Below are 22058 nucleotides of genomic sequence, written 5' to 3'. Positions count from 1 at the left end.
ACTCACCGCAGTGCCGCGGAGAGGTGGCTGAGTGGCCGAAAGCACCTCACTGCTAATGAGGTATACGGGCTAAAACTCGTATCGAGGGTTCGAATCCCTCCCTCTCCGCCATCACGGGTATCAGACCGTTAAGACAAATCTCTCATATCCCGTTGACACAGGATTGTACGGTTGACAGAGCTGGTTTATAGATTTACTGTATATTTAGCCAATGGTCGATCACACACAGTGATAAAACGATCCGGCGGCAGCACGTTGTTCATTCAAAACAAGGTATGGAGGAATATTATGTCAAGAGCATCAAAGAGCTGGCTTGTAGCAGGTTATGTGATATCCGTTGCCAGCGGATTAGTAGGTACCATCGTTTGTTTCTGTGCCTTCAGTACTCTGCCTACAAACGATTCTTCCTTAAGGGGATTCATCACTGCTGCCTTGCTGCTTAATCTGGTGCTATTTAGCGCTTTACTTACCGTGTTTTGCAGCTTGTGTTTGTGGTTTGAATTTCTCAAGCCACCGAAAGGTGGTTAATCAGTTTCGCAACGTGCATTAGGGCGCAGTAAATCTGCTGCGCCCTTTATCGAAACCGGAAGAGAAATCAGGAAGACTTCTGCCGTGAGAATTCCGGCAACGGCTTCTTGTGTACGGTGATCACTTCAAAACCGCCGAGTTCATTGTATGTCGTCTCGATGATGTTGAGTATTTCTTCGCCGACAAGAATGCATCCCATGCTGTAGTACCTCTTGTCGCTCTCCAGCATCTGTGCGATGTCGCGGTGGCCGTGGATGCCGTAGCTTGTCCTCTCATCTTTGTGGAAAAGCCGGATGAACCTACCCGTAGGTCCGAAGGTGACGGACTTCCCTTTGTTCTCCAATGTCTCTGCGCTCCAAGTCCTCTCAGGCGTGGCGGCGAAATACGTCAATCCGATGTAATGTACGGTCCGCCGCTGTCCGGTAGCGACGGGAAACTCGATGTAGGAACCATCCGTATGCACCAGGTACCCTGAATTGGTCTTCGTATCCACCATCAAGCGGTCGCCCGCCCAGGGCATCCACTCGCCCAGTGACAGACGTTCCTGTGCCTGTGCGCGCACCGGCAGTGCGCAGAACAGGAACACGCCTACAGTGAAACAAGCTTTGCGTAACAAAGCGTACTACTCTACTGATATGTCCACTCTAGTCAAGGTATGAAGGTGCTCGTTCGAACACCCATTATCTCTGTGTAAACAGTGCGTATAAGGCAGTATAATTGGATTCGATGGAACCGCCCCATATGCCCCATATACCCGTCCTCCTCACGGGTGAAACAAGCCCCCTCTTCACCTTCCTATCGCCGCAGGAAGGGGAGAAGGTCCTGGACGCCACATTGGGCCTGGGAGGGCATGCACAGGCCTTCCTGGGACGGATAGGGGCACAGGGACACCTCTACGGCGTGGATGCGGATGCACTGAATCTCGAAGAAGCAGGCAAGCGCCTTGCGCAGGTTGCGGGGAATGTGACGTGTATTCAAGGGAACTTCCGTGGCATCGCGTCGATGGGATTGCCGATGCTCGACGTCATCTTCGCCGACTTGGGAGTGAGCTCTCCGCATTTCGATGACCCAAGCAGGGGATTCACATTCCGTGCGGATGCGCCTCTCGATTTGCGCTTTGACCGAACTCAGGGACAGACGGCTGCCGCTTTGATTGCAACGGCGCCACAGGAAGAATTGAAGCATATCTTCCAGGCCTTTGGGGAAATGAGAGGAAGCGGGCGGCTTGCGAGCGTCCTGTACCACGATGTACGGCATGGCAAAGCGATACGAACGACTGCTGAATTTCGGGCACTCATCGAGCGGCTCTACGGCTTCCGTGCCCCTTCCATCCTTCCTCAGGCGTTCCAAGCATTGCGCATCGCGGTCAATGACGAGCTCGGCGCACTGGCAGAGTTCCTGAAGGCCGCACCGCCGCTCCTCGCACCCGGCGGGCGCATGGGAGTGATCAGTTACCATTCGCTCGAGGACCGCATGGTCAAAAATGCTTTCCGCGCGCTCTGTACGACGGAGAAGGATGACATTACTGGGGCAGATACAGCCGCCGCGCCCTTTATCTTGCTCACGAAGAAGGCGGTGGTCCCTTCCGCAGAAGAACAGAAGTCCAATCCGCGGGCACGCAGTGCCAAGTTCAGGGCGATACGTCGAAATGAATGAGGTGGTGACGAGTACACGGAACGGGAACGTTCTGCTACCATGTACTCCCGTGTTCCCCCTGTTATCGAAATCACAGAAGGAAGATATGCCACGCAGACTTTCGTTGGGGAGAATGGTCTCGCAGAGCACGGTGCTGCTCATGGTGTCCATCGGGGCGCTCATTCTCGGTCTCGCGCTTCTCATCCTCTTCCACGAGAATGCGACCGCGACGAAAGGCTATGAGCTGCGCGGCCTGGAACGCGAAAGGAGCATGCTCCTCCTGGAACAGGAAGTGCTCAACATGCAGATAGCGGAAGCGCAATCGCTGAATCACTTGCAGCAAGAGCAACAGATCCACACCATGTCCGTCGCTACGAAGCCGCGCTACATTACGGTGGAGAAGCCTCTCACGTCATTGCCGGAGTGAGACCTGTTCAAGAGATGGAACGCATCTGGATGGTATTGATGGAGGAATCACCCGCCTTGGTATCCGAAACCAACACGACGTGGTTGCCTTTCTCCAGCATGCCCAAGTGCTTCGCCTCATCCATGGCGGCCTTCACCGTCCGTTCGGGGTCCGTGCTGAAGGGGATAAAGACGGGGTTCACGCCGTACGAGAGTTGCAGCTTTCGTTGCGTCGCTTCGCTGTCCGTAAAGGCAATGATGGGAATGTTGGGACGGAACCTGGCGAGGTCCACCGCCGTCTTCCCGCTTTTCGTCATCACGAAGAGCGCGGTGGCGCGTGTGGTGACGGCGAGCGTCACGGCCGCGTGCGCCCGGGCTTCGCGTTCCGTATGGGAGGTGGCTTCCAGCATGGGGGCGGGGAGCAGGATGTGCTCTTCCGTGGCTTGGAGAACCCGGTCCATGGCCTCCACCGATGCGTAGGGGAACTCGCCGCTCGCCGTCTCTCCCGAGAGCATGGTGGCGTCCGTGCGCGTGGTGGCGGCGTGTGCGATATCCGTCACTTCGGCGCGCGTCGGCATGGGCTGGTCGATCATGCTCTCCAGCATGTGCGTGGCCACGATCACCGGTTTACCGGCGAGGCGCGCCTCCTCCACGATGTCGTCTTGTATGGCCGGCACGGATTCGAAGGGGACTTCCACGCCAAGGTCGCCGCGAGCCACCATGATGCCGTCGGAGGCTTCGACGATCTCCTTGATGTTCTTGATGGCCTGGCGCGTCTCGATCTTGGAAATGAGTCCGATCCGCGCGCCGTGCGCTTCCAGGAAACCCCGCACTTCATGGATTTCCTTCGCTTCGCGTATGAACGAGAGTGCGAGGAAGTCCACGTCTTCCTTGGCCGCGAAGGCGATGTCCTCCCAGTCCTTGTGCGTCACGGACGGCATGCTGAGGTTGGCGCCGGGCAGGTTGACGTGCCGGCGTGAGCCGATGGCCCCGTCCTCCTGCGACCGCGCAAGTACTGATCCGTCGGGCCTGGCCTCCAGGATGTCGAAGCGTATCAAGCCGTTGTCGATGAGAATGCATTCCGCTTCAGCGACGTCCTTGTCGAAGCGTTCGTGATTGACGATGACAACCGTCCGCTTCTCCTTGGGGAGCGGCTTGGGGGAAAACACCACTTCCTCACCTTTCTCAACCGCCACCTTCTCCTTCACGTCCCCCGTACGGATCTCCGCGCCTTTCGTATCCAGGAGAATGCCGATGCAGCGGGTTCCCTCTTTCCTCTTCAATTCCCCGTTGATCTCCTTCAGCAGTTTGATCGTCTTCAAATGCTGTTCCAGCGTTCCGTGGGAGAGGTTGATGCGCGCAATATTCATGCCCGCACTCACGAGCTTTCGCACGTCCTCCTTCGTGCTGGTGGCGGGGCCGAGGGTGCAGATGATTTTTGTGAACCGCATGCGGAAGGAATGAAGTCTCAGCTCTTACTATTATGGCATTTCCGGCGAGTATTTGCAATGGTTACTTCTTGAGGGCGCGCACGTCGTTCGCCAGCTGTTGAGCGCTTTTCTGTATGCCCGTTGCGTATGTTTTCGCGGATGAACTGAGAGCCATCGCCGTCTTCCCGATGTTCCATGCGTCCTGGTACAACTTCAGCGCATCGTCATATTTCTTCTCCGACTGCGCGCCGTAACCGCGGACGAGCGCACGGAAACCTTCCGTAACCTTCAGCGCCGCGCCGACGATGGGCTCGTCCGGAACGACGGCCTTGGCGCCGCGGGCGTAGAGGAGCGCGCGGACGGAAGCGTATTCGGCGGTCCGGATGTTCTTGGCGTTCAAGGCGCTCACAATCGTGATCGCCTCCGTTTCTATCTGTGAGAGCAAATCCTGCGTCCGTCGTCCTTCCTTATAGAGGAGCAAGCGGTGGAGGAGCAAGGCGACGTCACCGCGCGTCAGAGCACGGTCCGGGGAGAGGTAACCGTTCTTGCCGGGAGCGGTCGTCGAGGAGGAGAGCGCAAGCCGCATGTGCGGGTAGTACCACGCGTTCACGTCCGATACGTCGATGGAAAGAGGGAGCTTCACATCCGCGTTCGCAGCCGCATCCATGCCCTGCGCAAGGAACAGCATCTTGAGGAATTCCACTTTCTGCACCGTACGGTTGGGATGGAACTCCTGCGCTTTGGGCGGCCCGTCAATGATCGAAAGATCCTTCCGCCCCCATTCCACGTAGGGGAGGAACCATGTTCCTTTGGGAACATCCGTGAACGGCGTGGACGTGTACTTCTTCACGTCATCAGGCGTGATGCCCTTTGCAGTGACAATCATTTTCAAGGCTTCCGCACGCGTCACCTTTGCATCGGAACGGTACGTGCCGTCGGGGAAGCCGTTGATGATCCCACGGTCTTTCAAATAGACGACGGCATCGTAGATGACATCGTTCTTCGGCACGTCACTGAATGCTTGCGCGCCGGCAGCCGCCGCGCGGATGAGGAGCAGAAAGGTTGCGAGTACGGCGTATCGCCACGTGAAAATGCTGTGTCTGAGATTCATGGGCGTGGGACGGAAGCGGCGAGCAGTATAGTGCAGCGTCGCCGTCCATGCACACGGATTCCCTGCATTGACCGTGGAGGGCAACAACCACGCCTTACGGCGTCCTCGGTGGCATTTAGTATCCCTGCTCGCCGCACTTCCCTTCATGCAAAATGGTGACTCCGGCACAGTGCGCTTGGCAGAAGTTTCCATACGTCTTTATGTCCGAGCCGCAAACGGGATCGTACTGGAGCGTGCAGAAGCATCCCACACGTGAGGAGGAAGAGGATGTAACGGATGAACGGCTGGAGGAATACCATCTGCTGCTCCTTGACGAGCGATTGGCATATTTGCAGTCATTCATTGCACGATAGTAGGTGTTCCATACGTCTCTCTTCGTGGAACTGAGACGTGACGATATACCGTTGTACGCATGCGTAAAATCGGAAGCGGCGCGTTTTAGGTCTTTGTTGCGCTGTTTGATGTCCGGGTTGTTCCATGCCTGCACTTCCGCATCGCGTCGGTTAAAGAACGCTTGCTGCATCTCCTCATGGTACCTGTTGTACGCACCCACGAAGCCGTTTGTGCGTTCGATCACCGCATTCTGAGAACAGATCTGGAGGTTGCTCGTCTGCGCGTAGACGGGAGATTTGGACGGCATCTCCCACCACAGGGCGCCGGCGAGGGCGAGGAAGAGCATAAACGGTATTGCCATTGCTGTCGAACGTGTTGGCATAACAGGTGTGGAAAGGGGAAGCATCATGGGAGACGTACGGCCATACGGGCTCTTTCCGCTGTCGAGTAAGAACCATTGTACCAGAACGTCTACAAGGGAGGCTTATTCATTCCTTTCTCCTTTCACTATGAAGAAGAGCATGACGATTCTCCTCGGTGCCATTGCAGGTCTGATGGCTGTCGGAGGAGTAATGGCCGCCCAGCCGCCGACGTTCGGTACCCGCATAGACACCTGCATACGCATGAACGAGTCGAATACGCGCTTCCAGGACCGCGGAAGTAGGTCTGGGTTGGGACGACTCCGATTGTACCGTTGGTGCTTTTGGGAAGTGTACCAGGAAGATCATGAAGCTTGGCGTGACCGGCAGTGGCCTTCATCCGGTTCCAGCAGCAGTATGATGAGCTCCTCCGCCAGCAGCGTCAGTTCCTCACAGTCTTCGAGCTCCTCGAGCAGTTCCCTTTCGAGCAGCTCGTCTTCCAGCAGTTCTTCAAGCAGTTCTTCGAGCAGCAGCGTGAGCACCGGGACCGGCATGCAAGTGATGAACGTGTCGCTCAGGAACCACGCGTACACGCCTGCGCGCTTGACGGTGAAGATCGGTACCCAGGTGACATGGAAAAATAATGAGGAATCCAATGTCCCGCATACCGTCACGCGAAACCAGGGACAGCAAGGGCCTCTGAGCGGCGTGATGACGAAAGGTGAAACGTACTCCTACACCTTTACCGCTACGGGATCATATGCGTACCACTGCGCCTTCCATCCGACCATGACGGGATCGGTCGTAGTGACGAAGTGATTTCTTTCCCCATCAACGCAGAAGGGCAAGGGCGGCCTTGCCCTTTTTGCATTGGATGGGATCATCTCGGGCATCCGTGGTAAAATAGTGGCAATGCCCCGGTAGCTCAGTTGGATAGAGCAGCAGCCTTCTAAGCTGCGGGTCACAGGTTCGATTCCTGTCCGGGGTACCATCATTTCGAGGCAACCGTACACCTCATACTTACATCCGTATTTCCGGACAATCCTCTGCACGGACACATCTATTTGCTATGGTATGTCCATGACTGAACGACGCCCCATGGAGGAGGAAGACGGCTATACCCCCGAAACACTGCACATTCCCCGCGTTGCGCAGGATGTGGAGATGAACAAGGACCTCGCCGCCTTCAGTTACATCTACATCATGTCCGTGGTCGTCTACCTCCTCAAAGCGAAGGATTCGGCCTTCATCCGTTACCATAGCAAACAAGCGATGATCCTCTTCGGCCTTGCAGTGGCCGCATGGTTCGTCCCCGTCATCGGTCCGGTCATAGAACTCATCCTCTTCGCGGGCATGGTCCTGGGCTTCCTGCACGCCGCACAGGGACAATGGAGAGACGTCCCCATCGTCGGTCCTCTATCGCGCGGTGAGATGACCGTTCGAGACGCATGGAAACAGACTGTGGAGTCCGTTTCTTCCGCCGTACGGGCCGCAAAGAGCCCGGGGCCGCAGGAGAAAGGTCCCCCCGGGGACGATGATCATGGGGACGGGAACCGGCGCTATCCCGCGTAGGCGGGAGGTTTCGGAAGCCACGAACACCCCTTGGCGTACGTCCGTGGAATCTCTATCCTGTGGGGGATGACCTACAAGCGCATCATGCTCAAGCTCTCCGGGGAAGTCTTCTCCGGCGAACGTGATTTCGGTATCCACAAACCCACTCTCGACGACATAGCCGCTCAGATCGTTGCAGTGGCGACATTGAAGGTGCAGACCGTGATCGTCGTAGGAGGGGGGAACATCTGGCGGTTCCGGGACACCAAGGAAACGGCGATTGAACGGACGGCGAGCGACGCCATGGGCATGCTGGCGACCATCATGAACAGCGTCGCGCTTCAAGCCGCTCTCGAGGCCCTCGGTGCGGAAACACGCGTCCTCTCCGCCATAGACGTTCCACAAATGGCGGAACCTTTCATCCGCCGACGCGCCCTGAGACACCTGGAGAAGGGGAGGATCGTTATCTGCGCGGGGGGAACAGGCAACCCCTACTTCACAACAGATTCCGCAGCCGCGCTGCGCGCCTCCGAACTCACCTGCGACGTCCTCCTCAAGGCGACGAACGTGGACGGCGTGTACGACGATGACCCGCGCAAGAACCCCAAGGCCAAATTGTTTGAGGAGGTGTCGTACCGGGAAGTGATCGAGAAGCGCTTGGGCGTGATGGACCAGGCTGCCTTCAGCCTGTGCCAGGAGCAGAAGCTGCCCATCGTCGTCTTCAACTTCCTCAAGAGGGGTTCCTTGCTCAAGGCCGCCAAGGGTGAGAAGATCGGCACCATCGTCCACGCGTGATTCTCCTTCCTTCCCCCATCTTCCATGGCTGATCAACGCATAGCATCTTTCCATGCCGAAGCGGACAAGGTTTTGCAGCACCTCAAGATGGAGTTTTCCAAGTTGCAGACCGGACGCGCGAACGCCGCCCTTGTGGAACACGTGGAAGTGGATGCATACGGTGTCAAACAGCCTCTCAAGTCGGTGGCCGGAATCACCGTCCAGGATGCGCGCACCATCATGATACAGCCGTGGGACCGTTCGGTCCTCGCGAGCGTGGAGAAGGCGCTGCGGCAGGTGGATACTGGCTCCTCACCCGTCAACGACGGCGTGGTCATCCGCCTCACCCTCCCCCCCATGACGGAGGAGCGACGCACCAACTTGAAGAAGATCGTCAACACGCTTGCGGAAGATGCGCGTATCGTTCTTCGGAAGCACCGGCAGGCGGTCCACGACCTCCTCAAGACGGAGAAGGATGAGGATGTGAAGGAAACACAGCTCGAAGCTCTCCAGCACGCCGTTGACGATGCCAATGCAAAGATCGCGGATGCGGCGAAGAAGAAGGAGGATGAGCTTATGAAGATATGACAGGAGGTTGCCGAAGATTCCGAGGAGCGTCTGCATCTGGAAGACTGGTGCCTATTCCTGACATTCCTCGGAATCTTCGGAATCCTCGGGCTCTTCTTGAAAATGGGATAAACAACCGTTCAAATACTCCTATGTTATAATGCCACCATGAAGAAGCCACGCATCGCCGTCGTTTCCTTTCCTGGCAATAACTGCGAATACGAATCACTGCGCGCCATTGCGCAGAGCGACATGGAGCCGCTGTACTTCCGTTGGAACGATGACCGCGCGAAGCTAAGGGATGCGGACGGGTACTTCCTTGTGGGAGGCTTTTCCTACGAGGACCGCGGCCGTTCCGGCATGGTGGCGGCGCGGGACCCGCTCATGGACTTCATCGGTCGGGAGGCGGAAGAGGGCAAAGTGGTGATCGGCAACTGCAACGGTGCGCAAGTGCTCGTGGAGAGCGGCATGGTGCCCTTGGACAACGGTCTGCGCATGAGCCTTGCACGCAACGCCGTCAAGGCGGATGGGGGATTCACGTCACCCGGATTCTTGAGCGAATGGGTGTGGATGACGCCGACCTGCGCAAAGGACCGCTGCGCGACGAGCGGTTGGGGAGGCGCCATGCACCTCCCTATCGCGCACGCTGAAGGGCGCTTCGTCACCGCGGACAAAGACGTGATGGCGGAACTGAAGAAGAACAACCAGTTGGCGTTTTCCTACTGCGACGCGCAAGGCCATTCTTCGGAAGAAGTCGCCATCACTCCCAACGGATCACAGTTCGGCGCGGCGGGCATATGCAACCCTGCTGGCAACGTCATCGCGCTTATGCCGCATCCGGAGAGGACGCCCAACGGCAAGCCATACTTCGATTCCATGCGCATGTGGATCGAGGCGAAAAGGGGTCCCCTGAGCCGCGTGCATCACGCTTCGTCTGCAGACGCAAAGATGGAACTTCTAACGCAGGTACCCGGCGGCGTGGAAATCTTCATTGATACCGTCATTGTGAACAACGAAGAGAGGACGGTGGAGCAGACGGCGAAGAAGTTCGCTCCGCACCTGCGTCTCAAACAGTGGAAGTACTTCCGCGGCCATGATGTAAAACCGCAGGACATCCTCTCCGACCTCTCCGTCTACAATCCGAACAAGGAACGTGCGTTCGTACGCCGGGGCGGCGTCCTCTACAGGTGGAACAACGCGGCGAAGGGGGAAGAACGGCTCACCGATGACGTCAGGAGTCACGTGCTGACAGGTTCGCTTCTCTTACGTCGCGACAGGCCGGATACGGGCGCAGGCGGCCTTGGCAAGAACGGCATGAGCGGCGTCTGTTACGGACTCGAGGGCGTGGGAGAGCACGATCTCACGTCACGGAAGCTCCTTGAAGTGTTCTGCAATCCGCACGCCGGCGAGCTGATGCTCCTCGCTTGAACATGGGCCGTCGCATCAGACTGCTGGCGTACAACGTCCGTTCCCTCTGGAACGTCGGTTCCTTCTTCCGCACGTGCGATGCTTTCGGCGTGGAAAAGATCTACCTTACCGGTTACACGGGAACGCCTCCGCGGAAGGAAATCACGAAGACCGCCTTGGGTGCGGAGGAGTTCGTTCCGTGGGAATCCGCGAAAGACCCCATTCCTATCCTCAAAGGCTTGCAAGCGGAAGGGTGGCATCTCCTCGCGTTGGAGATTACCCCGGATGCCGTTGACCTGGGGGAGTTGAAAGCGCCGCAGAACGTGTGCCTTATCGTGGGGCATGAACTCACGGGTGTACCGCCGGAGATCCTTACGCTGTGCGACCAAGTGACGAAGATACCGATGCTGGGGAAGAAGGAATCGCTGAATGTTGCAGTGGCAGCGGGTATAGCCCTCTTTACAATACGGTAACGGCTGGGGATACTGCCGGAATGAGAATCGAATTCTTCGATCCCCGGGAAGACATACGGGCCGATTATGAGAGAGGTGTGCTGCTGAAGTTCCTGACATTTCGAGCACATGAAGAGCTCTGCACCCTCCTGGCGCAGAACACCACCCGTCATGGACAACTCATCGAAGCAGTGAGGTGTCACCTCGGCTTGGCCTTGCGTCATCCCGTGGACGCACCGGCGGTGGAAGCGCTCAGCAATGCCATCATCGGCGGCGGGAAGATACTATTCGATCGTTGTTATTTCTTTTCGGAAGATTGTATCCATAGACTGGGAAGGGATGCCCCCCCATTGGATGAACAGGAAGAAATGCTGCGGTCCATCCGTGAAGCGGTTGTTTGCGCACTCGCTGTGTCCGGCTCTACAGCGTCTCCATCGGATCCACGTCAACAGACACGTCCGTGAGGTCCACATGGCGCAGGAGAGGTCGCAGGGAGGAGCCGCGTACGAGGACATGCCATTCCCTGTTACCGCCGAAGAACGTGGGTGAAACGTACACTTTCGCCTCACAGCGCTCCTCGGCGATCGCTTTCTGCACCTCCGCGAAGAGCCTCTTTGCGCGTCGTTCCGCACCGTTCGTTCTCACGAGAAAACGGATCATGTCCGCCGCGGGGGGATATTCACCGTAGATACGCAGCTTGAGCTCGTCATTGAGGTACTTCTCCGTCTCGTGCTTTGATGCAGCAAGCACTTCGGGTGAATCGGGACGGAACGTTTGGATGATCACTTCGCCGGGAAGCGCCCTTCCGCTCCTTCCCGTGAGCTGCGTGAGGAGTTGGAATACGCGTTCGCCGGCGCGGAAGTGCGGCAGCGAAAGCCCGAGATCGGCCAGCAGGACAGCCGCAAGCGTCACGCCCGGCAGGTCGAGCCCCTTGACCACTGCTTGCGTTCCCAGAAGGATATCCGCCTTTCTTTCGCGCATCGCGCTCAGTATGGCGCGCATTTCCACGGGGTCCTGCATGGTATCCCTGTCGGCACGGATGAGACGCGCCTGAGGGAACAGTGACTGCAGGATTGCTTCTATCCTCTGTGTCCCCGCACCTACGGCCTTGAGTTCCGTGCTCGCGCAGTGCGGGCATACGGCCGGCACTTCCGCAATGATGCCCGTGGAGTGGTCCATGAGGTACGGCCTTCCGTGCGACGTGTTGTGGACGGTGAAGGGGAGCTGTGATTCCGCGCACACCACGCGCCGTCTGCATTTGAGGCAGAGCAGTGCACTGGCGATGCCGCGCCTGTTGAGGAAGAGGACGCTCTGCTCGCCGCGCTTGAGCCTTTCGCCGATGGCTTCGATGAGAGGGGGAGTGAAGGGATACAGCTTTCCGAACTTCACGTCCGCCAAATCGACAACACGCACCGTGGGCATGGGTTGGTCCTGGAACCGCAGTGGAAGTCGCACGAGGTTGTACGCGCCGTTCTTCGCCCTTGCCCAGGATTCCAACGAGGGTGTCGCGGAACCCAGTACAAGCTTCGCACCGTTGTTCCTTGCCAAGACTTCCGCCGTATCACGCGCGTGGTAACGCGGCGTCTGCTCGTTCTTGTATGTCCATTCATGCTCCTCATCCAGGATGATGCACCCCGGCTTCCGCACGGGGGCGAAGAGCGCGCTCCGCGAACCGATGACCAAAGAAACGGCGCCGCTCCGTATGCGTTTCCACTCATCCCTGCGCGCTTTCTGTGTCAGCTTGCTGTGGATGACGGAAATCGCTTCCCGCTTGAGCAGGCGTTCGAACCGAGCGATGGAGTGCTCCGTGAGGAGGATTTCCGGCACCAAGAGAATGGCCTGTTTTCCGTCGCGAATCGCTTGTGCTATCAACTGCGCGTAAATCTCCGTCTTCCCGCTGCCCGTGACGCCGAAGAGGAGTGCGGGGCGGTCATCCTTCTGTATGAATTCCACGGCGGCTTCCTGCGCCGGCGTGAGGGAAGGCATCTCGTTGATGGGAGCGGGATGTGGCTCGGCTGGCGCTTCCCTCCTGCGTTCCTCGATGATCACGCCTTTCTTCTTTAGTTGACGGAGCATCTCGGGGGCGGCTCCCACTGCACGTCGCAGCTCTTCCTGGGACACCCAGTCCTTCCCCATCACATATTCGGCGATGACCATTTGACGCTTGCCACGGAGCACATCCAAGGGGACGGAACCGGGCTTATACCCGATGAGTTCCTTGGGGAGCACGCGAGACCAGGGGGGAGGAGGGATCCACACGCTCAGCGCTTGCCGGAGTGTTGTGATGTAGTACTGCGCCATCCACTGCGCCGTCTTGATCTGCGCTTCCGTGAGGAGTGGATTTACGTCCAAAATCTCCTCTATCTTCCGCATATCGTATTCCTTCTGTTCCTGTTCTTTCTTCACCTCCACAATGATCCCTTCCACCATCTTGTTGCGGAGGGGGACGCGCACGGCGGAGCCCAGTACCTCTTTGCCCTGCGATTCATACGTGAGGCCGTTGCCGATGCCCGATGACCGCGAAGAAGTGACGACGGTGCAGAACATTCGTTGAGGATTGTGCTCCATAAGATGGATGATGTACAGTCGTACACCTGTTTAAATGAAATACTATAATTTCTAGACCATACTATTGTATCATTGTCATTGTCGATCAACTGTTCCTTTAAAGGAGGTGTTCCATGGATTCGATCATTTGGGTGAGCTTAGCCCTCACCGTCGTCAACGCATTCCTGCTCGGCTTCAATTTGCGTAGTGCGTTGGATCCTGCCAATACGCACACGAAGCTTTTGCTAGCGTCGGTGATCCTGGGCGGGGTTGCTGTGGTGGTGTGCGGGACAGCCACTGTCCTTCACACCGCCTCGCTGTGATCGGCGCGGGTGAGAGCAAATCTCACCCAAAGGCTGCTCCTCGATGGGTAGCCTTTTCTTTGTATAGGTTGATATGTGCAATGGGTAAAAGCACAGCAGTACGCGCCCCCACGGTGATTACTCCCAATGGTCGGGGCGGCCAGACTCGAACTGGCGACCTCCTGCTCCCAAAGCAGGCACTCTAGCCAACTGAGCTACGCCCCGACATGAGGTCAATACTGTGACAGAGTTCGAATGAACAGCCAACTGCCTGCCACGGCGAAGCTCCGAACGAAGTGAGGAGCGAAGACGGGAGCTACGCCCCGTGTGAGCCAGGATACTGCGGCTTCTGCGCCATGAACAGGTCACTCGGGAATATTCGTGTGTGAACGCATAATTTGTCGTTCTTCCTCTCCATTTTATTCACGAAACAGAAAGAAGATTCATCAAGGGAGTTGTACTTACGCGTCGCAATTCATTGTGTTACGGTAGGGATAGGAAGAGAAGAGAGCCGCTTCGCAAAACGAAGCGGTCTTTCTTTAACTGCAGTATCATCAACCTATGAAGTCCTACCGTTACTTCGATCTCGTCATGGCCGCGTTCGTCGCGGTGCTCCTCGTGAGCAACATCGCCTCATCCGCGAAGATCGTGGATTGGGGTGTTTCCCTCTACGGCCTCCGGCTTTCGTTCGACGGAGGGACGCTCCTCTTTCCCTTGAGTTACATCTTCGGCGATATCCTTACCGAAGTCTACGGCTTCAAGCGTGCGCGGCGCGTCATTTGGGTCGGCTTTGCGGCCACCGCCGCGATGAGTGCCGTGTTCTGGATCCTCTCCGCGCTGCCGGGGGAAGCACAGTGGCAGCAGTACGCAGGTGATGCGGCGTACATTTCGATCCTCGGCGGCGTGAGCAGCGGAGGGATCATCATTGCGAGCCTCGTCGCATACTTCTTCGGTGCATTCAGCAATTCCGTCATCCTTGCGAAGATGAAAGTGCGGATGGAGGGGCGCCACTTGTGGATGAGGACGATCGGCTCCACGTTGGTGGGGCAGGGGATTGATACGGCTGCGTTCATAGCCATAGCGACGTTCTTCGGCGTGTTTCCGTGGTCACTGTTCTGGAACCTTGTGATTGCAAACTACGTCTTCAAAGTTGCCATCGAAGTCCTGTTCACGCCTCTCACGTACCGCCTTGTCTCGTTGCTCAAACGCAAGGAAAAGGAAGACTATTATGACAAGACAACGACTTTCACCCCTTTCAGTTTCCCTGCATCTGTTGATTCACGTTCGTGATTCCTACAGATGAAGGGAATTCACATGAATAGCCGGAGAAAGAGAATATCGCCATTCGCTTGAATATGCGCTATCCTTGACATACATGAACATCAGGAACTTTTGCATCATTGCGCACATTGACCATGGAAAATCGACGCTCTCCGACCGCATGATCGAGTGCACGGGGACGGTCCAGAAGCGCGAAATGAAGGAGCAACTTCTGGACATGATGGACCTGGAGCGCGAGCGTGGCATCACCATCAAGCTGCAGCCTGTCCGCATGCAGTACAAAGGCTTCGAGCTGAACCTGATTGATACGCCGGGGCATACCGACTTCCGCTACGAGGTGAGCCGTTCTTTGGCTGCGTGCGAAGGGGCCATTCTCCTTGTGGACGCCACGCAAGGCATACAAGCGCAGACGCTCGCCGTGCTCTACATGGCCATGGAGCACAACCTCACCATCATCCCCGTTCTAAACAAGATCGATCTCCCCGCCGCGGATCCCGAACGCGTCACCGAAGAAGTGCGCAAGCTCCTCGGATGCGAGAAGAAGGACATCCTCCTCATCTCCGCAAAAGAGGGCAGGGGAGTGAACGAGGTCCTGGATGCGGTGATTGAGAGGACGCCGAAGCCTCGCGAGAGCGGCCTCCCGACGGAGAACGGTCAGAACACCCGTGCATTGATCTTCGATGCCATCATGGATACCTACCGCGGAGCAGTCGCCTACGTTCGGGTGGTGGAAGGGCTGTTCGAGAAAAAGCAGAAAGCGCATTGCTTGCAGACGAAGACCGTCTTCGAAGTATTGGACGTTGGCCACTTCGCCCCCAAGTACGTTTCGGACGACTCTCTCTCCGTGGGGCAGATCGGGTACATCGTCACCGGACTCAAGGATGTGAACCAGGTGCGCGTGGGTGACACCATTGCGCTCTCCTCCGAATCCAAGGCTTTGCCGGGTTATAAGCACGTACAACCCATGGTCTTCGCCGGACTCTACCCCACCGAAGCGGATGAGTACTCCAGGCTGCGCGAGGCACTGGAGAAGCTCTCCCTCAACGATGCGGCGCTCCAAATGGAGCCGGAGCGCAATTCCGCTCTCGGCAACGGTTTCCGCTGCGGCTTCCTGGGTTTGCTGCATATGGACATCATCCAGGAACGATTGGAACGGGAGCACGATTGCGACCTGGTGATAACGGCGCCAAGCGTTCTCTACGAGGTCAAACTGCGTGCCAAGAACCCGGCGGAATACGTGCGCGCGAGCCTCCTCAAGCCGGACGAGCCTTCCGTTGCTTCCATCAGCAACCCGGCGGACTTTCCCGATGCCGCGTTGATCGATGAGATACGAGAGCCTTGGGTGAAAATGGAAATTGTGTGCAGGAAGCAGGACGTGGGCGCCTGCATGACACTGGCGGGGGACAGGCGCGGCGTGTACTTGAACACGGAGTACATCGAAGACAGGGCGATCCTGCACTTCGAAGTGCCGCTCCAGAGCATCGTTCTGGATTTCTTCGACCGCATGAAGTCCGCCACCGCCGGGTATGCTTCCATGAGCTACGAACACATCGGCAACCGCTCCGGCGAACTGGTGAAGCTCAGCATCCTCCTCCTGGGTGAACCTGCCGATGCCCTCTCGACTATAGTCCACAGGTCCGAGGCTCATTCCGTGGGTGGCATCATATGCAAACAGCTCAAGGAAGTGGTGCCTAAGCAGCAATTCCCCATTCCCATACAGGCGGCGATCGGTGGGAAGATCGTGGCACGGGAGACGGTTTCCGCCTTTCGTAAAGACGTGACGGGATACCTGTACGGAGGGGACGTGAGCCGCAAGAAGAAGCTTCTGGAGAAGCAAAAGAAGGGCAAGAAGCGCATGAAGAAAATGGGGAAGGTGACCCTGACCCAGGAGGCGTTCTTAGCCGTCCTCAAGAGATAGCATCGTGGCCATTATCATCATCTCATTATTACGCTTCTGGAATTCTATTACTGTGATTCTCTAATAGTTCATATAGTGTGTCACGTTCCAATTGTATGAGATAGCTTCCAACTTCCCGTGAATCGCCTCCATAGCGAATAAGGATGTTCCAAAAAGTAGTCTGAACATCCAGAGATTCATTTGCGTCTGGAGGAAGCATGTTTTCCATGGAAAGGAAGTGTAGTATAGTATGCAGAATGCTTCAAGGTTACAATTATCCACTACAATCTGCGTTTCTCGCCCTTCCTCTAGAAGGAAAAGAGAAGTGGCTCTTCCAGGCCTTGCAGGAAGAACTCAAGCCCTGGGAAGAAGTCTTGGCGTTCCAAAACCCCCAATCCCCGCATCTCACGCTCCAATTCTGGCCGGAAGTGATGGAGATCGAGTACGGACGAATTCTCAGGCAATCGGAAGACATAGCACGCAAGGCCTCGCCGTTTACGCTCAAGGTGCAAGGCGCTCAAACATTCGGTGCCCGTGGCGATGACCGCGTGCTGTTCCTCGCCGTCCCTTTCTCGGAGGAACTGGCGCGTCTGCGCAAGCTCTGCCCATGGCCTTCCGCGCAGCCGTTCTCGCCTCACATCACGCTGGCACGCATTCGGCATCCGCAGCGTTTCCGCGTGGTGAAGAAGGCACTCATGAAGCGCGTTGATGACGCGAACTTCACCATGGACGTGAACCTGTTGCGTTTGTACGCCGAAATTGAGGGGAGATATCAAACACCCTTGGAGGATTTCCCGTTCTCGCCGCAGTGATCACTCCCGGTCATTCTCCTCCGTCGGCTTGCGGAATGCCCGCTTCTCCACGGCATCCATGAACGGTTCGAACACCGTCTGGAGCACGCTTGCGGTGAATGAATGCAGTTTCTCGAAGGGGATCTTCTTCTTGCTGTCTCCGGAAAAGAAATCCTGGAGGACGAAGGTGGTGAGCTGGAGGACCGTCCCGTCGATCGTATGTTCATCAACCATGAGCCTCGTGAGGATGGGAACGGCTTCGAGGGAGAGAACCATCTGCATGCGCGTGATCCACTCCACGATGCGTGCGTGGGATGCGGCATCCATTTCCCCGCCCTTAGTGAGCCGTAGGGAATCCCCTACGGTCTCCGCCTCGGACTTCTGCCCGGTTTCCTTGAGGTAATCTTGCACCACCGTTTTGCTTTCGTCACTGATCAAAGAGAGGATGGCAAGGGTGAAGATGGAAGGACAATCCCTGGCAACGAGACGGGAAATGAGGACGAACAGGTGGGTATATCGCTCGTCATTGAGAAATTGGATGATGGTACGTGCGACGCGGTCATCCCTCTTGCGACTGCGCTTCTCCTCCCTCTGTATGGCTTTCATGGCGGCGGCGGAAGCTGCGAACCTCTGCCTCGCTTCTTCGCTCAATTGCTCGGGGGCATTGCCGCCTCCCTCACCCGGTGCAAACGATTCTGGACCTCCGAAATCGCTCATGGGCCTATACTAATGAAATTCCTTGAACACGACAAACGCAAGAACGGCCCCCAATGATCGGTTTCATCACGCGACGACGGCCTCTACGAACACCACCGTGCATTTCTCGCGGTTCCCGTTGAACTTTGCCACACGCTTCTTCTGGAAACGCACCACGCCGTTCACGGAAGCATGGATGGTCCAATCGTTGCCCACATGCGTGTTCTGTCCGGGGCGGTACCAATAGCCTTTCTGGCGTACCAAAACCTCCCCTGCATTGACCTTTTGCCCGCCAAAACGCTTTACGCCGCGGCGCTTCGCAACGCTGTCTCTGCCATTCTGTGTAGACCCACCGGCCTTTTTATGAGCCATAGCCTGCACATTCTACTCATGATCCGTCTACTTGCAAGAGTAAAAAGATTCAGTCAGAATGACTTTACTGACGCGGGGTGGAGCAGCCTGGTAGCTCGCGAGGCTCATAACCTCGAGGTCGTCGGTTCAAATCCGACCCCCGCAACCATTCGATTCAACATGGAGTGCCCCGAGCGAGTCTGCAAAGGCGGACGCGTCGAGAGGCTATACTGGGACTGATGCCATACTACTTTTATATCGCGCGGTGTTGTGATCAATCATTGTACTGTGGTACAGCCATAGACCTGCTGCGTCGTGAACAACAACACAATAACGGGAAAGGCGCGAAATATACCCGAAGCAGGAAACCGATACAGATTATATATTATGAACAGTATAAGACTCTTGCTGAATCACGAAGAAGAGAATTCCAAGTGAAGAAATGGAAAAAGCCTGAGAAAGAACGGCTGGTGACTCTCCCACCGTCTACGGCAACCGACTCATAAGATCATACTTACATCGCCCTCTTCAGTTCCTCAATGCGCTCCGGGTGGAACAGGTAGAGTTTCCAGTGCTCCAGTACGGGCATCTGCCTCAGGAGTTCCTCGAACTCAATTTCCTGCCTTTCCGTTGCCGTCAATTGTCCCTCATCATCGAGTGCGGGTGCCGTGACCTTTTCATTGAGGATGAGCAGCTTTTCGCCCGCATTCACCTTTCCCAAGTTCTCCTTCGCATATTTGTCCTTGTATTGCGCGGATCGATAATAATCCACATCCGATTGGCTCAAGGAGTTCCTCGACCGGAGCTTGTCGTTCTCCATGCGGATGTTCTCAAGCGTCACTTCAAACAGGACATTCCTGTAGTACGAAAGCGCAAGGCCGAACGCCATGAAACCCACGACCGTAAGGCCCACGACAATCGTGAGCTGCTTGGATACCGGCTCCAAGTCTCGGTAGGTCACGGGGGACAGTGTAGCGCTAATGGGCTATACTGCACGTGATTTATGAGGATCCATTGCTGCGGAATCGGGGGCATAGGCCTTAGCGCATACGCTTCCCTTCGGAAGGCCGCCGGGCATGACGTATCCGGCAGCGACCGGAACATGAGCGAGCTCATCGCGGACCTGCGTGAGCAGGGGATACCGGTGTCTTTGGATCAAGGCGGGGAGGCGCTCCCTTCCGATGCCGAACTGCTCGTCTACTCCGAAGCCATCCCCCCCGATGCTCCGGAACGACGGAAAGCGACGTCATTGGGGATACCCCAGAAATCGTATCCCGAAGCGCTTGCGGAAATACAGGATGGCAGCAGGACTATCGCCGTTTGCGGCACGCACGGGAAGTCTTCCACCACCGCCATGGCGGCAAGAGTGCTGTTGGAAGCAGGATTGGATCCCACGGTGGTGGTGGGGACCAAAGTGCGTGAACTCGGAGGAAGGAATTGGCGTCAGGGAAAGAGCGGCTTGTTCCTGGTGGAAGCGTGCGAGTACCGGAGGTCCTTCATGCACTACAGCCCTTCCATCGTCATCCTAACGAACTGTGACGGTGACCACTTCGATTACTACGCGTCTGAAGACGATTATAAACAGGCATTCGTTGCATTCATACAAAAGCTCCCCAAGGACGGCATGGTCATTACGCACAAGAGTGACCGGGACTGCGCCGATGTCGTCCAGCGCGCGGGAAGGACCGTGCAGGACGCCGACAGCTTTCCGTTGACGTCGCTCAACACCCCGGGCCTCCACATGATGCAGAATGCGCAGTTGGTTCTGGCGTTGGCGGAAGTGCTTTCTATACCGCATGCTGAAGCCACAAAGTCGTTATCAGGCTTCGCGGGAACTTGGCGGCGTATGGAGGTGAAGGGAGAGGCCGGCGGTGTTCTCATTGTTGATGACTACGCACACCATCCGAAAGAGATTACTGCAACCATCGCTGCTATGAAGAGCGCCTATCCCTCGAGACGACTGGTGACGGTCTTCCAGCCGCACACGCATGACCGCACTCTCAAAATGTACGAGGGATTCACCAAGGCATTTGCCGGAGCGGATAGCGTCATCATTCCGGATATCTACGTCGCGCGGACAGACATTGAGACGAAGGAAGTGGACGTGGACGCATTCGTGAAGGACATAGCGTCACGGAGCTCCGTGGAAGCGAGGAACGGCACGTCGTTGAAAGAGACGGAGCGGATGCTCAGGAAGATCCTGAAGCCCGGTGATATCCTCCTCTGCATGGGCGCGGGGAATATCACGTCGCTCGCGGCGAGAATGCTGGATTTGCACACCCAGACGTAGCAGTGCGTGAAGGGCGCATGTCATTCTTCCACTTCCGATACGCTCAGCTTGTACTTCTCGATGGCCATCATGACGATCTTGGCCATTTCCGCGCGGTTGACGGAATTGACGGGGCCGAACGCTCCCGTGAGCTTTCCGGTATTGTCCAAAGTCCCCGCAACCACCCCCGCCGCCGCCGCCGTCTCAATGGCGCCTGCATACGGCGTCCTCCTGTAGACATCGCTGAACATGTTTCCGCGCGGCCATTTCAACGGGATATCGAGCGCCTGGAGCAGCGTGACAAGTACTTCCCCGCGCGTTGCCGGCCGGTTCACGTCCGCGCCGGAGTCGGTGAATACCAGCCAGTCATTGGCTTCCGCGGAGGCGATGTAGGTCTGCATCCATCCGTACGCGGACATATTCACCGGAAAAGATGTCGTTCTCGACTCATCCAATCCGGATATCTCATGGGCGATTTTCGCGAGTTGTGCGAGGGTCACGGGCTCCGTCGGACCGAACCTGTCGCTCGGCGACCCGTCATCATTCTTATAACCCGCCATGATCCCGCGGCGGACAACACTGTTCACGTACGTGGCGAACCATGCATCCGTGGGTACATCCCGGAGGACGATGACGTCTTCTCCCACCGAGGTATTCACAAACTTCGTGCTCTCGCTGCGCTTCTCTTCCATCGCCTTCACACCGTCACAGCTCAACGTGACGGAAAAGTCCACGCGGCTTTCGTATTTGAGCTCGTCGGAGCGAGGAGGGGTGGCCGTGCAGCCTTCGGGGAAATACCGGACGCTGTACTGCCCGATGGGCATATCGGGGAACGACTGCGGCGTAACGCCCGGGAGAACAATCAAGTTCGGGCCGCGCATCTCGAACGGTATGCCCTTCGGCGTACTGACGACGTTCACCTGTCCTTTGTAGAACAACGTATAGGCGACTTTGATGCGCAGAGAGGCACTGCCGTCGTAGGTGAAAGTCAATTGGGGGGATTCCGCTTTCTGCAGGACCGTATCGCCCTGCAGCAATTGCACGGCCGTCGTGTACCCTTTCGGCGAATCGAAGAAGAGTGTGTAGGAACCCGCGGGTATGTTCACTTGCTCCGTCTCCTTGTTGCCGGTGAAGGAAGCATGGTCGGTATTAAGCAATGTCCATTTCCACGTGATGCCGTACACGGGTGTTTGTTCAATGGTAATGATTCCTGTCGGGACCGTGTCGCCGCTGGCGGCGAATGCCGGCAGTGCAGCCGCTGATGTACTGAGAAGGATAGAAAGAGTAAGCGCAAAAGCGCCAGTGGAGCGGTGGATCATGGGGGCATTTCACAGTGCTTGCCCCTTACAAGCAAGCGCGCCCTAGTAAATGG

Annotated in this window: 23 protein-coding genes and 4 tRNA genes; 17 read left to right on the top strand and 10 right to left on the bottom strand. The window is 56.9% G+C overall.

The window, feature by feature from the left end; all coding sequences use genetic code 11:
- The first annotated feature begins 17 nt into the window (after window positions 1-17).
- Window positions 18-111 (top strand) — tRNA-Ser (locus tag WC698_02305).
- Window positions 112-595: 484 nt separating this feature from the next.
- Here WC698_02305 and WC698_02300 read toward each other — a convergent pair.
- On the bottom strand, window positions 596-1114 hold the full coding sequence (locus WC698_02300) for a L,D-transpeptidase (GenBank protein ID MFA6039071.1): 519 nt from the start codon (window positions 1112-1114) through the stop codon (window positions 596-598).
- Window positions 1115-1269: 155 nt separating this feature from the next.
- On the opposite strand from WC698_02300, the gene rsmH reads away from it, so the two are divergent.
- Both rsmH and WC698_02290 read left to right on the top strand, forming a co-directional pair.
- Window positions 1270-2184, top strand: a complete 915-nt coding sequence (gene rsmH / locus WC698_02295; protein ID MFA6039070.1) for a 16S rRNA (cytosine(1402)-N(4))-methyltransferase RsmH — start codon at window positions 1270-1272, stop codon at window positions 2182-2184.
- A gap of 85 nt (window positions 2185-2269) precedes the next feature.
- Window positions 2270-2590 (top strand): hypothetical protein, encoded by a 321-nt coding sequence (locus WC698_02290; GenBank protein ID MFA6039069.1) that lies wholly within the window; start codon window positions 2270-2272, stop codon window positions 2588-2590.
- Window positions 2591-2597: 7 nt separating this feature from the next.
- On the opposite strand, the gene pyk is transcribed toward WC698_02290, so the two are convergent.
- From pyk to WC698_02275, 3 genes are all read right to left on the bottom strand, one after another.
- The gene (gene pyk / locus WC698_02285) at window positions 2598-4019 is read right to left on the bottom strand and encodes a pyruvate kinase (GenBank protein ID MFA6039068.1); all 1422 of its coding nucleotides are present in this window, start codon (window positions 4017-4019) and stop codon (window positions 2598-2600) included.
- Window positions 4020-4080: 61 nt separating this feature from the next.
- A complete protein-coding gene (locus tag WC698_02280) occupies window positions 4081-5109 on the bottom strand; it encodes an S-layer homology domain-containing protein (protein ID MFA6039067.1) in 1029 nt (342 codons plus the stop codon).
- Between the two features lie 115 nt (window positions 5110-5224).
- Window positions 5225-5803: a Kazal-type serine protease inhibitor family protein gene (locus WC698_02275; GenBank protein MFA6039066.1), complete on the bottom strand. Its 579-nt coding sequence runs from the start codon at window positions 5801-5803 to the stop codon at window positions 5225-5227.
- Between the two features lie 148 nt (window positions 5804-5951).
- Here WC698_02275 and WC698_02270 point away from each other — a divergent pair, with 148 nt between their 5' ends.
- From WC698_02270 to WC698_02235, 8 genes are all read left to right on the top strand, one after another.
- Window positions 5952-6620, top strand: a complete 669-nt coding sequence (locus WC698_02270; protein ID MFA6039065.1) for a cupredoxin domain-containing protein — start codon at window positions 5952-5954, stop codon at window positions 6618-6620.
- A gap of 95 nt (window positions 6621-6715) precedes the next feature.
- Window positions 6716-6792, top strand: a tRNA-Arg gene (locus WC698_02265).
- A gap of 89 nt (window positions 6793-6881) precedes the next feature.
- On the top strand, window positions 6882-7373 hold the full coding sequence (locus WC698_02260; GenBank protein MFA6039064.1) for a hypothetical protein: 492 nt from the start codon (window positions 6882-6884) through the stop codon (window positions 7371-7373).
- Window positions 7374-7439: 66 nt separating this feature from the next.
- Window positions 7440-8147, top strand: a complete 708-nt coding sequence (pyrH, locus tag WC698_02255) for a UMP kinase (GenBank protein ID MFA6039063.1) — start codon at window positions 7440-7442, stop codon at window positions 8145-8147.
- 24 nt (window positions 8148-8171) lie between these two features.
- The gene (gene frr, locus WC698_02250; protein MFA6039062.1) at window positions 8172-8714 is read left to right on the top strand and encodes a ribosome recycling factor; all 543 of its coding nucleotides are present in this window, start codon (window positions 8172-8174) and stop codon (window positions 8712-8714) included.
- Window positions 8715-8861: 147 nt separating this feature from the next.
- Complete coding sequence (locus WC698_02245; GenBank protein MFA6039061.1) at window positions 8862-10121, top strand: phosphoribosylformylglycinamidine synthase subunit PurQ; 1260 nt, start codon at window positions 8862-8864, stop codon at window positions 10119-10121.
- A 2-nt stretch (window positions 10122-10123) separates the two neighbouring features.
- The gene (locus WC698_02240) at window positions 10124-10573 is read left to right on the top strand and encodes an RNA methyltransferase (protein MFA6039060.1); all 450 of its coding nucleotides are present in this window, start codon (window positions 10124-10126) and stop codon (window positions 10571-10573) included.
- 20 nt (window positions 10574-10593) lie between these two features.
- Entirely contained in the window at window positions 10594-11016 is a 423-nt protein-coding gene (locus WC698_02235; protein ID MFA6039059.1) for a hypothetical protein, read from the top strand.
- Here the strand turns inward: WC698_02235 and priA are convergent.
- Window positions 10973-13120: a primosomal protein N' gene (gene priA, locus WC698_02230; GenBank protein MFA6039058.1), complete on the bottom strand. Its 2148-nt coding sequence runs from the start codon at window positions 13118-13120 to the stop codon at window positions 10973-10975. The genes WC698_02235 and priA overlap by 44 nt on opposite strands.
- Window positions 13121-13233: 113 nt before the next feature.
- Between priA and WC698_02225 the strand changes: the two genes are divergently transcribed.
- Window positions 13234-13422: a hypothetical protein gene (locus WC698_02225; GenBank protein MFA6039057.1), complete on the top strand. Its 189-nt coding sequence runs from the start codon at window positions 13234-13236 to the stop codon at window positions 13420-13422.
- Window positions 13423-13549: 127 nt separating this feature from the next.
- Here WC698_02225 and WC698_02220 read toward each other — a convergent pair.
- Window positions 13550-13626, bottom strand: a tRNA-Pro gene (locus WC698_02220).
- Window positions 13627-13962: 336 nt separating this feature from the next.
- On the opposite strand from WC698_02220, the gene WC698_02215 reads away from it, so the two are divergent.
- The 3 genes from WC698_02215 to WC698_02205 all read left to right on the top strand — a co-directional run bounded on the left by WC698_02215 (window position 13963) and on the right by WC698_02205 (window position 17391).
- Window positions 13963-14691 (top strand): queuosine precursor transporter, encoded by a 729-nt coding sequence (locus WC698_02215; GenBank protein ID MFA6039056.1) that lies wholly within the window; start codon window positions 13963-13965, stop codon window positions 14689-14691.
- A gap of 85 nt (window positions 14692-14776) precedes the next feature.
- Complete coding sequence (gene lepA / locus WC698_02210; protein MFA6039055.1) at window positions 14777-16600, top strand: translation elongation factor 4; 1824 nt, start codon at window positions 14777-14779, stop codon at window positions 16598-16600.
- 236 nt (window positions 16601-16836) lie between these two features.
- Window positions 16837-17391, top strand: a complete 555-nt coding sequence (locus WC698_02205; GenBank protein ID MFA6039054.1) for a 2'-5' RNA ligase family protein — start codon at window positions 16837-16839, stop codon at window positions 17389-17391.
- Here WC698_02205 and WC698_02200 read toward each other — a convergent pair whose 3' ends face one another.
- The gene (locus tag WC698_02200; protein MFA6039053.1) at window positions 17392-18087 is read right to left on the bottom strand and encodes a hypothetical protein; all 696 of its coding nucleotides are present in this window, start codon (window positions 18085-18087) and stop codon (window positions 17392-17394) included.
- Between the two features lie 66 nt (window positions 18088-18153).
- Window positions 18154-18438: a 50S ribosomal protein L27 gene (gene rpmA, locus WC698_02195; GenBank protein MFA6039052.1), complete on the bottom strand. Its 285-nt coding sequence runs from the start codon at window positions 18436-18438 to the stop codon at window positions 18154-18156.
- A gap of 71 nt (window positions 18439-18509) precedes the next feature.
- Between rpmA and WC698_02190 the strand changes: the two genes are divergently transcribed.
- Window positions 18510-18586 (top strand) — tRNA-Met (locus tag WC698_02190).
- 345 nt (window positions 18587-18931) lie between these two features.
- Here WC698_02190 and WC698_02185 read toward each other — a convergent pair.
- The gene (locus tag WC698_02185; GenBank protein MFA6039051.1) at window positions 18932-19378 is read right to left on the bottom strand and encodes a hypothetical protein; all 447 of its coding nucleotides are present in this window, start codon (window positions 19376-19378) and stop codon (window positions 18932-18934) included.
- Between the two features lie 42 nt (window positions 19379-19420).
- On the opposite strand from WC698_02185, the gene WC698_02180 reads away from it, so the two are divergent.
- Entirely contained in the window at window positions 19421-20707 is a 1287-nt protein-coding gene (locus WC698_02180; protein ID MFA6039050.1) for a cyanophycin synthetase, read from the top strand.
- Window positions 20708-20727: 20 nt separating this feature from the next.
- Here WC698_02180 and WC698_02175 read toward each other — a convergent pair whose 3' ends face one another.
- Complete coding sequence (locus WC698_02175) at window positions 20728-22005, bottom strand: S-layer homology domain-containing protein (GenBank protein ID MFA6039049.1); 1278 nt, start codon at window positions 22003-22005, stop codon at window positions 20728-20730.
- Between the last annotated feature and the right edge of the window lie 53 nt (window positions 22006-22058).

This window comes from Candidatus Peribacteraceae bacterium, assembly GCA_041661065.1.
Taxonomy (GTDB): domain Bacteria; phylum Patescibacteriota; class Gracilibacteria; order Peribacterales; family Peribacteraceae; genus CAIKAD01.
The sequence above is the reverse complement of the archived record's forward strand: the minus strand, read 5'-3'. Positions and strand labels throughout refer to the sequence as shown.